15 protein-coding genes are annotated in these 15,566 nt (G+C 64.2%); 7 read left to right on the top strand and 8 right to left on the bottom strand.

Annotation, left to right across the window (positions count from 1 at the left end; genetic code table 11):
- Positions 1–8: 8 nt before the first annotated feature.
- Positions 9–734, bottom strand: a complete 726-nt coding sequence (locus tag ACSYDV_RS14065) for a glutathione binding-like protein (RefSeq protein ID WP_438324448.1) — start codon at positions 732–734, stop codon at positions 9–11.
- A gap of 1 nt (position 735) precedes the next feature.
- Entirely contained in the window at positions 736–1,239 is a 504-nt protein-coding gene (locus tag ACSYDV_RS14060) for a DUF3237 domain-containing protein (RefSeq protein WP_438324447.1), read from the bottom strand.
- Positions 1,240–1,351: 112 nt separating this feature from the next.
- Here ACSYDV_RS14060 and ACSYDV_RS14055 point away from each other — a divergent pair, with 112 nt between their 5' ends.
- The 6 genes from ACSYDV_RS14055 (at position 1,352) to ACSYDV_RS14030 (ending at position 7,549) form a co-directional block, all read left to right on the top strand.
- Positions 1,352–3,685 (top strand): TonB-dependent receptor, encoded by a 2,334-nt coding sequence (locus ACSYDV_RS14055; RefSeq protein WP_438324446.1) that lies wholly within the window; start codon positions 1,352–1,354, stop codon positions 3,683–3,685.
- Positions 3,686–3,855: 170 nt separating this feature from the next.
- Entirely contained in the window at positions 3,856–5,151 is a 1,296-nt protein-coding gene (locus ACSYDV_RS14050) for a spinster family MFS transporter (protein ID WP_438324445.1), read from the top strand.
- A 40-nt stretch (positions 5,152–5,191) separates the two neighbouring features.
- Positions 5,192–5,587, top strand: a complete 396-nt coding sequence (locus ACSYDV_RS14045) for a nuclear transport factor 2 family protein (RefSeq protein ID WP_438324444.1) — start codon at positions 5,192–5,194, stop codon at positions 5,585–5,587.
- Positions 5,588–5,597: 10 nt separating this feature from the next.
- Positions 5,598–6,245 carry a carboxymuconolactone decarboxylase family protein gene (locus ACSYDV_RS14040; protein WP_438324443.1) on the top strand — a complete coding sequence of 216 codons (648 nt, stop codon included), beginning with the start codon at positions 5,598–5,600 and terminating at the stop codon, positions 6,243–6,245.
- A gap of 72 nt (positions 6,246–6,317) precedes the next feature.
- Positions 6,318–6,935: a glutathione S-transferase family protein gene (locus ACSYDV_RS14035; RefSeq protein WP_438324442.1), complete on the top strand. Its 618-nt coding sequence runs from the start codon at positions 6,318–6,320 to the stop codon at positions 6,933–6,935.
- Between the two features lie 20 nt (positions 6,936–6,955).
- Positions 6,956–7,549 (top strand): VOC family protein, encoded by a 594-nt coding sequence (locus ACSYDV_RS14030; RefSeq protein WP_438324441.1) that lies wholly within the window; start codon positions 6,956–6,958, stop codon positions 7,547–7,549.
- A gap of 108 nt (positions 7,550–7,657) precedes the next feature.
- Here the strand turns inward: ACSYDV_RS14030 and ACSYDV_RS14025 are convergent, their stop codons facing one another.
- Positions 7,658–9,223 (bottom strand): long-chain-fatty-acid--CoA ligase, encoded by a 1,566-nt coding sequence (locus tag ACSYDV_RS14025; RefSeq protein ID WP_438324440.1) that lies wholly within the window; start codon positions 9,221–9,223, stop codon positions 7,658–7,660.
- Between the two features lie 86 nt (positions 9,224–9,309).
- Here ACSYDV_RS14025 and ACSYDV_RS14020 point away from each other — a divergent pair, with 86 nt between their 5' ends.
- Positions 9,310–10,362, top strand: coding sequence for a uroporphyrinogen decarboxylase family protein (locus ACSYDV_RS14020; RefSeq protein WP_438324439.1), 1,053 nt, complete (start codon positions 9,310–9,312; stop codon positions 10,360–10,362).
- 155 nt (positions 10,363–10,517) lie between these two features.
- Here ACSYDV_RS14020 and ACSYDV_RS14015 read toward each other — a convergent pair whose 3' ends face one another.
- From ACSYDV_RS14015 to ACSYDV_RS13995, 5 genes are read right to left on the bottom strand one after another with little or no spacing between them, the layout of a single operon-like run.
- Positions 10,518–11,210, bottom strand: a complete 693-nt coding sequence (locus ACSYDV_RS14015; RefSeq protein ID WP_438324438.1) for an alpha/beta fold hydrolase — start codon at positions 11,208–11,210, stop codon at positions 10,518–10,520.
- Positions 11,210–12,130 (bottom strand): NAD(P)-dependent oxidoreductase, encoded by a 921-nt coding sequence (locus ACSYDV_RS14010; protein ID WP_438324437.1) that lies wholly within the window; start codon positions 12,128–12,130, stop codon positions 11,210–11,212. Before ACSYDV_RS14010 ends, ACSYDV_RS14015 begins: the two co-directional genes overlap by 1 nt.
- A complete protein-coding gene (gene eno / locus ACSYDV_RS14005; protein ID WP_438324436.1) occupies positions 12,127–13,425 on the bottom strand; it encodes a phosphopyruvate hydratase in 1,299 nt (432 codons plus the stop codon). Before eno ends, ACSYDV_RS14010 begins: the two co-directional genes overlap by 4 nt.
- Positions 13,422–14,405 carry a phosphotransferase family protein gene (locus ACSYDV_RS14000; RefSeq protein WP_438324435.1) on the bottom strand — a complete coding sequence of 328 codons (984 nt, stop codon included), beginning with the start codon at positions 14,403–14,405 and terminating at the stop codon, positions 13,422–13,424. The genes eno and ACSYDV_RS14000 overlap by 4 nt, the downstream gene beginning before the upstream one ends.
- Entirely contained in the window at positions 14,406–15,536 is a 1,131-nt protein-coding gene (locus ACSYDV_RS13995) for an alpha/beta hydrolase (RefSeq protein ID WP_438324434.1), read from the bottom strand.
- Between the last annotated feature and the right edge of the window lie 30 nt (positions 15,537–15,566).

Below are 15,566 nucleotides of genomic sequence, written 5' to 3'. Positions count from 1 at the left end.
AGGACCCCTCAGTCGCCCCGCACCGCCGCGTGATTGGCGTCGCCGAACATGTTCGACCATTCGGTGTCGTCGAGTTTCTGATGCCGCCCGATATATTTGGCGGGCGCCGCAAGATCCTCGCGGCCCATTGCGCGGGCCACGGCCGGCCGTTCGCGGATGCTTTCGAACCAGCGATGCGTCGCCGGATGATCGTCCAGCCCCATTCCCATCACAAAGGCCGAGGCGCGGCCAGGCCAGATCGCCATGTCGGCAATGCTATAGTCGTCGCCGGCGACATAGGCGCTTTTCTCCAGCTGCTTTTCCAGCACGGCCTGCAGGCGCTTCACTTCGCGGGTGTAGCGCTGGACGGCATAATCCTGACCCGCCGGGGCATAGCGAAGGAAGTGGCTGGCCTGCCCGCCCATCGGCCCCAGTCCCGCGACCTGCCAGGTCAGCCACGACAAGGTCGCCGCGCGCGCCGCGCCCGAAGCGCTGAGAAAGCGCCCGCTCTTTTCGGCCAGATATTGCAGGATCGCACCCGATTCGAACACGGTCACCGGGTCGCCGTCACCCGCCGGAGCATGGTCGACGATCGCCGGCAATTTGTGGTTCGGGTTGATCTGGCCAAACTCTGCGGTCAGCTGATCGCCGTTGAAGATGTCATAAGGGATGACGCGAAAGGGCGCCCCAATCTCTTCGAGCATGATCGCAATCTTCTGCCCGTTCGGGGTCGCCGAATAATGAAGGTCGATCATCTCAAAGGATCGCATGCATCGCGTGGCGGACACCGAAGTTCGTTCGCTCGCCGACGCCGACCGCCAGCACGCCATTCAGCCAGCCATATTTCTCGCTCGCGGTTTCGAACACCGGCGCGATTCGCAGATAATAGCGCGCCGGGTCGACATCGGGCTGCGCCGGGTCGGCGAACTCGGCGCGGACATCGTCGGGAATGAGGTTGCGGCCGCTGTAGGTCAGGTAGATGAGATCGCCGTCATCGGTCCGCCACACGGCGCGCGCATCGAAGGTGCCGACGGAGGCATCGCCAAGGCGCCCCGACCGCGACCAGTTGCCGCCCCCCGGCAAGATGACGCCGTTGATTTTCGGACCATAAAAGCGCCCGCCCGTGACATATCCCATGCGCTGATCGCCGAACGGAGTCGCACCGATGCCGATGATTCCCCCCCCGACCTCAAATTCCGCGGTACACAGATATTGGCTGGCGAGCGCCGCGGGAACGGGTTGTTGATCGACGTCGATCATGATGCGAATCCTCCTAGCAAGACTATGGACAAGTATAAAACCATTAGTATACTAAGGGTCAATCAGATTGACGGATCATCACCGTCGACAATGGACCATTGGGAGGGTGAATATGAAGATTCTTGAACAGATTCTGCTGTCCGGCGTGGCATGTGCCGCGATGATCGCAAGCGCCGCGCCAGCCATGGCGCAGACCGACGCGCCGGCCGATGCGGCCACCACCGATTCGAACGACATTATCGTCACCGCGCGTTTCAAGAATGAATCGCTGCAGGATGTGCCGCAGGCCATCTCCGCCTTCGGCGAAGAGGCGCTGACCAAGATTGCGGCGCGCGACATCACCGACCTCGCCCCCTCGACCCCGAACATCAGCATCCAGCCGGTGGCGACCTTCTCCAACTCGGCGGCGATCTTTATCCGCGGCCTCGGCGCGCAGGGCATCGAATCGACCGAGGAAAGCCCGGTCGGCATTTCGATCGACGGTGTGTTCGTCACGCGCCCGGTGGCGACGATGCTCGACACCTTCGACCTCGACCGGATCGAAGTGCTGCGCGGGCCGCAGGGCACGTCCTTCGGCAAGAATTCGCTCGCGGGCGGCATCGCCGCCTTTACCAAGAACCCCGGTCGCGACTGGGGCGTGCAGGCCGAAATCACCGTGGGCAACTACGGCCGCATGGATGCGCGCGCAGCGGTCAACATGCCGATCATCGAGGACGTGCTGGCAACGCGGATCGTCGTGAACAAGGAAACCTATGACGGTTTCTTCACCAACCGCCTGAACGGCAAGAAGGTCGGCGGGCAGGACCGGCTGACGCTGCGCGGCACCGTGGTCTTTACCCCCACCGACAATCTCGACATCAATCTGAAGGCCTTTCTCGTCCGCGACCGGTCGAGTGCACCGGGCGGCGATTCGGGCCCCGATCGCACCAAGCTGTTGTGGACGGCTTTCGGCTTTGAGGAACCCGATGACGGCGCCTTCACCATCGGCCGCGACTTCCCCGCAAATCACGACACCGACCAGCTGGGCTTCATCAGCAACATCGGGCTGGACCTGGGTGCGGCGCAGTTGAAGTCGATCACCGGCTATATCGAAACCGATGATTTCAACGACAGCGATTACGACCAGTCGGAAGTGTTTTTCTTCCCGACCTTCCGCGTCCAGTCGCACCGTCAGTTCAGCCAGGAATTGCGCCTGCAATCCGATTTTTCGGACCGCGACGATGCGCTGGCGCGCCTCAACCTCGTCTTCGGTGGCTATTATCTGAAGCAGAGTTTCGAACTGGCGCAGGCCTTCCCGACGCTTCCCGGCGCCACCGGCAGCCAGGATTTCGTGTCGCAGGATAACACGGCCAAAGCCCTGTTCGGGCAGGCGATCTATGGCATCACCGACCGGCTGAACATCACCTTCGGCGTCCGCCAGAGCTGGGAATCGAAAGACTATTTCCGCGATCCGGTCGGAGCGGTGTTGCCCGCCCGCTTCACGACGCGCGCAGCGGTCAAATCGCTGGACGAGATGGAAGCGATCGCCAACGTCAATCTTGCGGCAGGCAGAGCGTTCAAGCTGGGTTATGATCGCGATCGCATGTCGTTCAAGGCCGGGGTCGATTATCGCCTGACCGACGATGTCATGGTCTATGCCGGTTACAGCCAAGGCTATAAGGGCGGCGGCTTCGGCGCCCGTTCGGCGACGCCGTCGACCGCGGGCCCGACCGAGGATAATACGTCGGAGCTGTTCGAGGCCGGTTTCAAGGGCGATTTCTTCGACAATCTGCTGCGCCTCAACCTCACCGGCTTTGTCACCAAGTTCAAGCAGCTGGAATTCGGCGTCTTCTATCCCAATCCCAATGTCGCATCGGGGCAGGAAACGGCGCAGCTGAACATCGGTTCGGCAACGAGCAAGGGTATCGAACTCGAAGCGACGCTGAAGCCGACGCAGAACTTCCGCCTGTCGGCCAATATCGGCTATCTCGACGCGAAATATACCGACTTCTGCGCCGACCTTAATGGCCCCGCGGCTTCGCCGACCCTGCCGGTTTCCACTTGCGGCGCCGTCACCACTTTGCCGAATGGCACTTATCTGGTCGATGAGGATCACACGGACCTGAGGCTGGTGCGCGCGCCCAAATGGCAAACGCAGGGGTCGGCCGAATATACGGTGCCGCTGGGCACTGCCGGCAACCTGTCGTTCCGCGCGTCGGCACTCTATCGCAGCGTCTTTTATTCGTCGGTTTCCAACGAGGCTGGCGGACGCACGGGCGATTTCGTGCTGGTCGATGGCTCGATCGGCTGGGAAAGCGAAGATGCGCGTTTCCGGGCGATGCTCTGGGGCAAGAATCTGACCAACAAAACCTATGTGTCGGCCTTCACCCCGACCGCGCAATTCTTTAACCAGCGCTTCTATGGCGCGCCGCGGACCTTTGGCCTGACGCTGGGCGCCAGCTTCTGATTTTCGGCCGCCGGGTCGAACGCCCGGGCGCTGAAAACAGGCGAAAAACAATCCCTCCTGTCCGGCTGGACAGGGGGGATTTTTTTGATCATCGTAAAGCGGATTGACAGATACCCTTAAATATCTAAGTATTTTTTCAACAACAAGAATCGTTGATTTTGGGGAGTGCTATGACTGAGGCCACCGTCCTCGCAGGACCTGCCGCATCGTCGGATCGAGGCCTTGCGCTGCGCCGCAATCTTGCGCTCGGCATGCTCTTCGTCGTCGGCACGATCAACTTCGTCGATCGCCAGCTTTTGTCGATCCTGGTCGAACCGATCCGCGCCGACATGCAGTTCAGCGACACCCAGTTCGGGCTTCTGACCGGACTCGCCTTCGCGCTTTTCTATGCCGCGATGGGAATCCCCATGGCGATGATCGCCGACCGCTGGAACCGGATCAAGCTGATCGGAATCGCCTGCATCGTGTGGAGCGGTTTTACCGCCGCGTGCGGGATGGTCTCGAACTTCTGGCAGCTCGCGGCGATGCGGTTCGGCGTCGGCGCGGGCGAAGCGGGCGGCACCGCCCCGTCGCTGTCGGTGCTCGCCGACTATTATCCGGCGGAACAGCGCCCGCTGGTAATCGGCCTGTTCACGCTCAATGGTCCCTTCGGCGTCTTCGTCGGCGCGGCCTTCGGCGCCTGGGCGGCGGCGCATATCGGCTGGCGCGGCGCGTTCCTGGTGATCGGCGCCGTCGGCATCATCGTTGCGCCGCTGCTGATCTGGCTGGTGCGCGAACCCGCCCGGGGCCAAATGGACAAGCGGACAGAAGAGGACGCACCGTTACCGATCGGACAGACGCTGGCGATGTTTGCGCAGCGCCGCTCGCTGCGCATGGTGATGATCGGCAGCGGAATGGCGGCGTTCGTCAGCTATGGCATGCTCAACTGGATCCCGGCCTTTTTGATGCGCGTGCAGGGGATGCCGCTGTCGGCCATGTCGACCTGGTTCGCGCCCGCCGCTGGCATCACCTTTGGCGTCGGCATTTTGGGGGGCGGCTGGCTGGTCAGCCGCGCGGCGCGCACATCGCCGCGCGCCTATGGCACCATCCCGGCCATCGCGGCCGCCGTGCTCGTCCCGACTTTCATCGCCGCGCTGCTTGTCGACAGCTGGCAGCTGTCGCTCGCGCTGATGCTGATCCCGATGGCGGCGTGCATCGTCTATGTCGCCCCGGCGCTGGCACTGGTCCAGAATCTTACCGCGCCGCGCTCACGCGCCACCGCTTCCGCCGTCCTGATGCTGATGTTCAACATCGTCGGCCTCGGCCTTGGTCCGCTGTTCGTCGGCATGATCAGCGACGCGCTGAAGCCCGAATATGGCGATGAAAGCCTGCGCTGGGCGCTGATGGCGATCATCCCCTTCGCCGTCGTCGCCGGTCTCGCCCAATATGCGATGACGCGACATCTGGACAAGGATTTCGCCGAATAACGGATTTCGCCGGGTAAGCGCGAAACGAGAGGAGAAGATGATGGACAGCGAAGAGGAGATCGCCGCGATGGCGACACGCTTTTTCGACGCGATCGAGGCGGGCGATATCGAGGCCATGCGCGCCACCTTCACCCCCGATGCCGAAATCTGGCATAACACCGACGAAGTGATCGGCACCCGCGACCAGACGGCAGTGACGCTGACCGCCATGGTCGCGCGGATCAAGGACCGCGAATATGCCGACCGGCGGCTGACCGCCTTTCCCGGCGGCTTCGTCCAGCAGCACGTGCTGAAGGGCCGCCGCGTCCATGACGATGGCGAAGTGCGCCTGCCCTGCGCGATCATCTGCAAGGTCGAAGGCGGCCAGATCACCCGTCTCGACGAATATTTCGATTCGGCGCACGTCGCCGAGTTCCGCAAATTTGCTGCCACTTAAGGAGAAACCCATGCCCGTCCTGCGTCAGGTTCCCCGTTCGGAAGTCACCGACGAAACCGTCCTTGCCTATTACAACCGCCTGTTCGGCGAGCGCGATCCCGTCGCCGAACCCGGCACCGCAACGGGCACCCCGGGCGACTGGTGGACGGTTTTCGCGCTCGCGCCCGACATCTTCAAACATGCCGTCGACGGCTTTGCCGTCTATCGCCACCCGGCGCGCAAGATCGACCCGGTGCTGCGCGAGCTCGGCCAGACCCGCGCCGGCTGGGTCAAGGGCAGCCAGTTCGTCTTCTCGCAGCATTGCAAGTCGCTGCGCGGCCTGGGCGTCAGCGAAGAGAAAATCGCCGCCATCGCCCACTGGACGGTCGCCGACTGCTATAATGATCAGGAACGCGCCGTGCTGGCCTATGCCGACTGCCTGTCGCAGGGCGGCGGGCGCGTGCCGCTGGAAATCTTCGAGAAGCTCAGGACCTTCTGGGATGACGAACAGATTTTCGAATTCACGTACATCACCTGCCTTTACGACATGCACGCGGTGATGACCCGCGCGCTGCGGATGGAATTTGATGCACGCGAAGATCCGATCGTCGAGGTCGCCGCGCCCGAAGGCTTCAACGCCGCCGACTTCCTGAGCGCCCCGCGGCCGAAACCCGAATGAGCTGCGGCATAACCGTCAATCTAGTTGACGGTTATGCTCAGGGATGGTAAAAGTGAAAGCGAGAGGATGGCCATGAAGCTTTATACCAGCGTCGGCCCTAACCCTCGCGTCGTGACGATGTTCATGGCGGAGAAGGGCATCACCCTGCCGCAGGTCGAGATCGACTTGCGCGGCGGTGAGAATCGGCGCGCCCCCTATAATGAGAGCATCAACCCGGCGGGGCAGACTCCGGCGCTCGAACTCGACGACGGATCGATGCTGACCGAGATTCTGGCGATCTGCGAGTATCTCGACGAAGTCTATCCCGAAGCATCGCTGATCGGCACCACGCCCGAGGAACGCGCGAATACCCGCATGTGGGCGCGCCGCATCGACCTCAAGATTTGCGAGCCGCTGACCAATGGCTTCCGCTACGCCGAGGGCCTGCCGCTGTTCGCGCCGCGGATGCGCTGTCTGCCCGATGCCGCACCGGGGCTGAAGGCAATCGCGCAGGACGGGCTGCAATGGCTCGACCCGCAGATCGCCGGGCGCGACTTTATCGCCGGCGACCGGCTGACGCTCGCCGACATATTGCTTTTTGCCTTCCTCGATTTCGGGGCGAATGTCGGCCAGCCGATCGACCCCGCCCTCTCCCATATTACCCGCTGGTACGACCGGATCAAAAGCCGGCCCAGCGCCAACCCCGCTTGAACCAGAACAGGAGACGGATCATGGCTTCGACAAACACCGAATTTGAATTTTGCGGCGTCAACCACCTTGCGCTGGTGTGCAAGGATATGGCGCGGACGGTTGAATTCTACCGCGACATCCTCGGCATGCCGCTTCTCAAGACGCTCGACCTGCCCGGCGGGCGCGGTCAGCATTTCTTCTTCGACATCGGCAATGGCGACAGCCTCGCCTTTTTCTGGTTCCCGAATGCGCCCGAAGCCGCCCCCGGCGTCTCGGCGCCCGAAGCCCTGCCGACGCGCGGCAATTTCATGTCCGCGCACGGGTCGATGAACCACCTCGCGATCAATGTCCGCGCCGACAAATTCGACGAATATTACCAGCGGCTGATCGACAAGGGGGTCGAGGTCACCCCGATCCTGAATCATGACAATTCGGAAACCCAGTCGTCAGCCGAGATGCATGACGATGTTTATGTCCGCTCGGTCTATTTCTTCGACCCCGACGGCGTGTGCCTCGAATTTGCGGCATGGACCAAGGTTTTCGACGAGGACGATATTGCGCACGATCCGGTACGCGCCGACGGCAGCAAGGCCGAAGGCATGATCACCGGACGGGCGACCGTCCCCGCCGAATAGGTTTTCTCCCCAAGAACACTCCTCGGGCCCGGCGTTCGCGTCGGGCCCTTTTTTTGTCCGCCGGACCGGCTGCTCCCGGCGGGGGAGCGCTCCCGCCGTTCCGTGCCGCTATCCCACCGCGCGGTCACGGCCTTCCCAATAGGGTGCGCGCAATTCGCGCCGCAACACCTTGCCCGACGGGTTGCGCGGCAGCGCGTCGACGAACTCGACGCTCTTGGGCAGCTTATAGGCCGCGATCCGCGCGCGGACCCATGCGATGACATCGGCGGGATCGGGCTGTTCGCCCGGCGCCGCGACGACCAGCGCCTTTACCGCTTCGCCCCATTTGTCGTCGGGGACGCCGATCACCGCGACGTCGGCGACGCCGGGACAGCCCATGATCGCGCTTTCGACCTCGGCCGGATAGACATTCTCCCCGCCCGACACGATCATGTCCTTGATGCGGTCGTGGACATAATAGAAGCCGTCGGCATCGCGATATCCGACGTCGCCGGTGTGCAGCCAGCCGCCAGCCAGCGCCTCTTCGGTTGCCGCCGCGCGGTTCCAATATTCCTTCATAACGATGCCGCCGCGGATCGCGATCTCGCCGATCTCGCCGTCGCCACGCGCACGCCCCTCGCCATCGAGGATCGCCATGTCGGTGCCCGGCCAGGGCTTGCCGCACGACGTCAGCTTGCCCGGCAAATCATGCGCGCCGGGCGACAGATAGGAGCCGCCGCCAGCGGATTCGGTCATGCCATAGAATTGCACGAAATCGCAGCCGAACGTCGCGCGCGCGCGGCGCAGCACATCCTCGGCGATCGGCGACGCGCCATAGGCGATCGACTTGAGCGCGGGATAAGCGCCTTCGTTCGCGGCGGGCTGAAGCAGCATCATCTGGATCATCGCCGGCGCCAGAAAGGCGTGCGCGACATTCTCTTCGCGCATCATGCGGATGGCGTCGGCCGCGGTGAAATCCTTGACGAGGACCAGCCGCCCGCCCTGCGCCAGTCCCGAGAAACTGACGTTCGTGCCCGCAACATGGAACAGCGGCATCACGATCATCACCGTCTCGTCCTCGCCGTAGGCGAAGCCATCGACCTCGGTCGCGGCTTCGAGGAAGGTGCGGTAATTGGCGTTGGTGAGCACGACGCCCTTGGGCAGGCCGGTCGTGCCGCTGGTATAGAGCTGGAGCACATCGTCGGCGAGCTGCGGCGTGTCGGCGGTCGGCAGGTCGGATGCCTCGCCCAGCCATGCGTCGAACGGTTCGAACGCGGGGTGCGCGCCATAGAGCGCGATGAGGCGCGGCGGCGACGCAAGGCCGGCGATTGCGGCAAGCGCGCAGTCGAAGAAATCTTCGCCCACAAACAACAGCTTCGGCCCGGCATCACCGAGGATGAAGCCGATCTCTGCGGGCGCAAGGCGACAGTTGATGGGCGCAAAGCAAGTGCGCGCGCGCGCGGTGCCGAAAAAGAGCGGATACCAACCGTCGTGGTTCTTGGTCAGCGCCGAGACACGGTCGCCCGGCACGATCCCCGACGCGATCATCGCATTCGCGACGCGGTTCGACCGCGCATCGAGTTCGGCAAAGCTCGTCTCACGATCTCCGAACTTCACCGCAACGGCATCGCCGCGCGCGCGCGCCTGCGCCGCCGGAATATCGGCCAGCGTCCGGATGGCTTCCAGATCGATCATTTCGCTCTCCCAGCTTCGTTTTCAACTTGAATTAGATAGAATACTAAGCAAATGTTTGACCAGCCCAAAAATCGAGAGGACAAGCCTTGCTGAAGCATCCGATCCTGCCAACGACGATCGTCGGAAGCTACCCCCAACCCGACTGGCTGATCGACCGCGAACGGTTGAAGGCCAGCCTGCCGCCACGGGTGCGCGCCGAGACATTGTGGCGCATCCCCGCGCCATGGCTCGCCGACGCGCAGGAAGCCGCGACGCTGATGGCGATCCGCGATCAGGAAGAGCTGGGCATCGACATCGTCGGCGACGGCGAAATGCGCCGCGAAAGCTATTCGAACCGCCTTGCGACCGCGCTTTCGGGGATCGATCCCGACAAGCATGGCAGCGCGGTCGATCGCACCGGAAAATCGAATCCGGTGCCGCTGGTATCGGGACCGATCCGCCGCATCGCGCCGATCGAGGCGCAGGACGCCGCTTTCCTGCGTCGTCATTCGACCAAACCGGTAAAACTGACGCTGCCCGGGCCATTTACGATGACCCAGCAGGCCGAGAACGGATATTATACCGACGCGAAATCGCTCGCGATGGATTATGCCGACGCGGTGAATGCCGAGGTGAAGGATTTGTTCGCCGCCGGGGTCGATGTCGTCCAGCTCGACGAACCCTATTTGCAGGCACGCGCCGACGAAGCCCAATATTATGCCATCGAGGCGATCAATCGCGCGCTCGACGGCGTCGATGGCACGACCGCGCTCCACATCTGCTTCGGCTATGCGATGGTTCATCACGGCGCGGGTTCAACCAAGCCAAAGCCCAAGGCCTATGACTTCCTTGCCGAACTCGAAGCCTCGGCGATCGACGTGATCTCGATCGAGGCGGCGCAGCCCGGGCTCGACCCCGCGATCCTCGCCGAACTGCCGACCAAGACGATCATGTACGGCGTGCTCGACCTGTCGATCCCCGAGGTCGAAACCCCCGAAGTCGTCGCGGGCCGCATCCGCGAGGCGTTGCGCTATATCGACGCCGAACGTCTGTGGATCGCCCCCGACTGCGGGATGAAGTACCACAGCCGCGAACATTCGCAGGCCAAGCTGAAGGCGATGGTCGACGGCGCGGCAATGGTGCGCGCCGAACTCAAATAGCTTTGTGATTCCCGCGAAGGCGGGAATCCGGCTCATTTCTTCTTCGTGCCTTTGCGCCTTTGCGTGAGATTTTTCTGATTTCACGCGAAGGCGCGAAGGCGCAAAGAAAAGGAAGAACAAAGCTTGGGTTCCCGCTTTCGCGGGAATGACGCGTGTTATTGATCGACGAATTCCGTCAGCAACGCCGCCACCGCCTCGGGCACCTCGACCGTCGGCAAATGCCCGGCGCCCGGCACGACCTCCAGCCGCGCACCGGGGATCGCTTCCAAAATCTCGTCATGATGCGCGCGGCTGGTGATGCCGTCCTGCTCGCCCCAGATCAGCAGGGTCGGCACCGCAATCTCGCCGAGCCGCGGCCGGCTGTCGATCCGCGCCATGATCGCGCGCTGCTGCGCGAGGAAGGTTTCGGCGCCGGTATCGGCCGCCATCTGGCGCGCGATGCCGAGCAGACGCGCGTCGCTGCGCTTATGCTCGGGGAAGAGGATCGGGATACGCTCCTCGACCACCTGATCGAACTGTCCGCTGGTCACGAGATCGATATAGCCCTGCCGCCGTGCGGTCTGCGCCGGGCCGTCGGCCGAAGCGAGGGTCGAGATGAGCGCGAGCTTCGCGACGCGTTCGGGCGCGCGGCGGATCACTTCGAAGGCGATAAAGCCGCCCAATGCGTGGCCGACCAGCACGAACTTCGGCGGTGCATTGTCGAGCAGGCGCTGCGCGAAACCCTCAATCGTGTCGTCGCTCCGGTTGTCGGCAATGATCACTTCGCGGTCGGGCCAAGCATCGAGCAGCGGCTGCCACACCGCGTCGGTCAAAAGCTGGCCGGTGATGAGAACGATGGGAAGCGACATTAGACCACCTGATGCAAAAGCGCCTCGCCCGCGGCGAGACGGCGACAATTTTCCTGCGCGACCGTCAGGCTGCGCGTGAGCGTTTCGGGGGTAAGCCACGCGATATGGGGTGCGAGCACCGCATTGGGTTGGGCGAGCAGCGGATGCCCCGGCGGCAAAGGTTCTGCGGCGAAGACGTCGAGCCCGGCGCCGCGCAAATGCCCCGACGCCAGCGCATCGACCAGTCGTGCCTCGTCGACCAGCTCGCCGCGTGCGGTGTTCACCAGCACCGCGCCGGGCTTCATCGCGAAGGGGTCGATGGTCCCGCGCGTCTCGTCGGTCAGCGGGATGTGCAGCGAGACGATATCGGCCTCGGCAACCAGCCGATCGAGCGGCCAATATTCATAAGGCACGTCGCGCGGATTGCGCGCGGTGTAGACGACCCTCGCGCCCAGCGCCGCGAGCACGGGAGCGAGAAGCTGGGCCGAATGGCCGAAACCGACGAGGCCGACGGTGCGTCCGGCGACTTCGCCGACATGATCGAGTTCGGACGGATCGGCGGTCCAGCCTTCGCCTGCGCGGGTGCGTGCGTCGAAAAAACAGGTGCGGCGCAGCACCGCCATCATCAGCGACAGCGCCATTTCGGCGACCGCCTGGCTGTTGGTGCCGGGCATATTGCACACCGCGACGCCATGCGTCCGCGCCGCATCGAGCGCGATGGTGTTCACGCCGACGCCCAGCTTCTGGATCAGTTTGAGCTTCGGCGCCGACGCGATGAAGTCCGCCGTCACCGGGGTCAGCACATGGAGCAAAGCGGTGATCTCGCCCGCGACGTCATCGAGCGGGGCCGCCTCATCGACATGGGTTACGACGCCGGGGCCGAAGATCGTATCGACCGCGGCGCGAAAACCGGGGCTCGGGCGCGCATGGAGGACGATCATCCCAGCGTCGCCGCAATCGGCGCTGCAAAGGCGGAGGCCCCGGCATATTCGGCGTCGGCGCCCAGCGCTTCTTCGATCCGCAACATCTCGTTCCACTTCGCCATACGTTCGGAGCGCGTAAAGCTGCCGACTTTCAACTGCCCGGCGTTCCAGCCGGTCGCGAGATGCGCGATGGTGACATCCTCGCTCTCGCCCGAGCGCGCCGAGACGATCGCGCCCCAGCCGCGCGCGACGGCCGCATCGAGCGCGGCCTTCGCCTCGGTGACGGTACCGACCTGATTGACCTTGATCAACGCGGCGTTGCACGCGCCCGCGTCGGCCGCATCGGCGACGCGCCGGGCATTGGTGACGAGCACGTCGTCGCCGATGATCTGGACACGGTCGCCGATCGCCGCGGTCACCGCCGCCATCGCGGTCCAGTCGTCCTGCCCCGCCGGGTCCTCGATCGACAATATCGGATAACGCTTTGCCCATTCGACGATCCGCGCGGCCATTTCCTCGCTCGTGAGGCGGCCGTCGTCGAGCGCGAGGCTGTAGCCCGACGCATCGCCCAGTTCGTTCGCAGCGATGTCGAGCGAGATATGGACTTCGTCGCCCGCGCGGTGGCCGCTCGCCTCGATCGCGCGGGTGAGGGTGTCGAGCGCATCCTCGTTCGAGGCGAAGTTCGGCCACCAGCCGCCTTCGTCGGCGACCCCCGTGAGCGGCCCCTTCGCCTCCATCAGCTTGCCCGCGGCGCGATAGACATCGTCGGTGATTTCGAGCGCGCGGCGAAAGCTTCCCGCCTTCGGGCACATGACCATGAAATCCTGCACATCGGTGCGGCGTCCGGCGTGCGCGCCGCCGCCGAAAATCTGGATTTCGGGGAGCGGGATGCGCACTTTCGCGCCGCCCGCGAGATAGCGCCACAAAGGCTCGCGCGCATGTGCTGCGGCGGCGTGCAGCACCGCCATCGATACGGCAACGACGGCATTGGCGCCGAGCCGCGCCTTGTTCGGCGTCCCGTCGAGCGCGCAAAGTGCAGCGTCGATCGCCGCCTGATCGCGCGCGTCCATCCCGGTCAGCGCGGGCGCGATCTCGGCACCGATGCCTGCGACCGCGCCATTGACGCCGAAGCCGCCGAACGCCGGACCGCCGTCGCGGAGGTCGATCGCCTCATGCGCGCCGCGCGAGGCCCCGGCAGGGGCGATGGCACGCCCGATGGCGCCCGATTCGAGAACAACCTCGGCCTCGACCGTCGGCCGCCCGCGCGAATCCCAAAGCTGGCGGCCGGTGACGCTGGCGATACGCGAAGTCATGCAATGATCCTTTTCCAATGGGTAACGAGCGCGTCGACCGGCGACGGCGCAGTAATCAGCGCGCGCGCCTGTTCGCGCACGGTGCGTTTATGTTCGGGGTCGGTGAGATAGGGGGCGGGCGACTTGCCCTCGACGCGCGCGAGCAGCAGGGCGGCAGTGAGTTGCCCCGCGCGGAGCAGCAGGTCGGCAGGGTCTTCCCAGTCGATTCCGGCGCGATAGGCATCAACGAGCGCGGTCGCGGCCTCCGTCAGGCGCGCGTCATTCAGCCATACCGCCTTCAGCAGCAGATGGGTGGTGCAGAAAGCAAGGTCGAACGCCGGGTCGCCGTACACCGCGCATTCGGCGTCGAGAATGACCGGGCCGTCGGCGCTGACGAGAATATTCTTGGGGCTGACGTCACCATGGACGAGCGCGATCTTGCGCCCCGCCAGATCGGCCGCCAGCGCGCTGAGGTGCAGCGCGAGTTCGGCATCATGTTCCGCCACATAAAGCAGAAAGGGATCGATGCGCAGCGCGCGGAACATGTCGTCGTTGGGAAAGGCGTCGCGGTCGGCATCCTTATGTGCGGTCGCGGCGTGCACCGCGGCGATCCCACGCCCGACGGCAGCGGCGAAACCGGCATCGACGCGCCCCGCGACCAGTTCGTCCTTCCACACCGGACAGCCGGGCAGAAAACGCATCGCAAAGGCGTGACCGGTCGGCAGTTCGGCGAGCACCTCCGGCGCGAGCCGTGTGTCGACGCCGCGCGCGCGTTTGAGCCAGCGCACCTCGCTCTGGCCGCGCTCGACGGGGGCGAGCCATTCGGCCGCGACGCGCAGTTGCGCCAGCGGCCGTTTGACGACGATCGGCCCCGAGGGCGTCTCGACCTTCCACACGTCGCACGAGACGCCGCCGGTCAGCGGCTCGAGGACGACATCGCCCTCGCCGATCAGGCCGGCGCCGCGCAATTCTGCGATGATATCGGCGTCGGCCTTACCCATTTACAGCTTCTCCCGGATCCAGCTGCCGACGAGATCGGCGGCGGTCTGGCGCTCTTCGATCGAGTCCTCGAAATAATGCGCGCCGGGGATGAGTTCGAGTTTTTTGTCCGACGTACCCAGAAAGTCGAAGATCTTGCGCGCGTCGCTGGGGAAGACGCCGGTGTCGGCGGTGCCCTGTACAACCAGCGCCGGCGTGTTCTGTTTGGCGAGGTGCGGCGCCCCCTGACACGGCGAGGTTTCGAGGCTCCACATGTTGAGCCAGGTCTTGATCGTGTTGGCACGGCCGATGCTGGGCGTGCGGTTGGCGATCGCCGGGTCGCCCCGATAGCACCAGTTGGGTTTGCGGTCCGACGGGTCGATTGCGGGGTCGACGCAGCGGATATCGCCCCAGCAACGGAACATCGGGAAGATGCGGTCGGGAATGCCCGCATCGTTCAAACGCTTCAGTTCGGCCTTCGCCCAGTCGGTGATGCGCTGGTTGCGCGCGCGCTGTGCCGCGCGATATTTGGTGATGAAGGCATCCGAATAGGGCGGGCCATTGTCGGGGTTGAACGGGTCGAGTTCGGGATCGGTCAGGGTCGGATCATTTTCGTCGATCACCGACGGATCCATCCAGTCGGTAAGCACTTCAGGACGGCCCTGATGCGCGTTGAAGCTGATGTAGAGGTCGCCCTTGATCAGCTGCGCCAGCGCATCCTGTCCTACCGACGGCAGCCGGTCGGTCAGCGTCGGTGCGATCGCTTCGGCCTGATAGGCGCCCATCAACGAACCGCCGCCCGAATTGCCGAGGATGACGATCTGTTCGACCCCGGCGACTTCCTTGAGCCATTTCATGCCCACGCCGATGTCGAGCACGGCATGTTCGAGCAGGAACTGGTCCTCGACGCCGCGATAACGCGTGTTCCAGCCGAGGAAGCCAAAGCCCTGCCGCGCGAAATAGGGGGCGATATAATGTTCGGAGAAATCGACATTATAATGGGTCGCGATGATCGCAACCTTTGGCCGCGTGCCCGATTTCGTCCAGTAAATGCCCTGACACGGATGCCCGCCCGCCTGAATGCGCGGCGCAGTCGGCGATACGAGGCCCACAAATTGCGCGTCCAGTCCTTCGTTCCCGTTGGGATCCATCATCGTCTCTCCTGATTATCGATTGTCGTGAAA

Source organism: Sphingopyxis selenitireducens, assembly GCF_051550705.1.
Taxonomy (GTDB): Bacteria; Pseudomonadota; Alphaproteobacteria; order Sphingomonadales; family Sphingomonadaceae; genus Sphingopyxis.
This window is presented reverse-complemented; position numbering and strand designations above follow the sequence as displayed.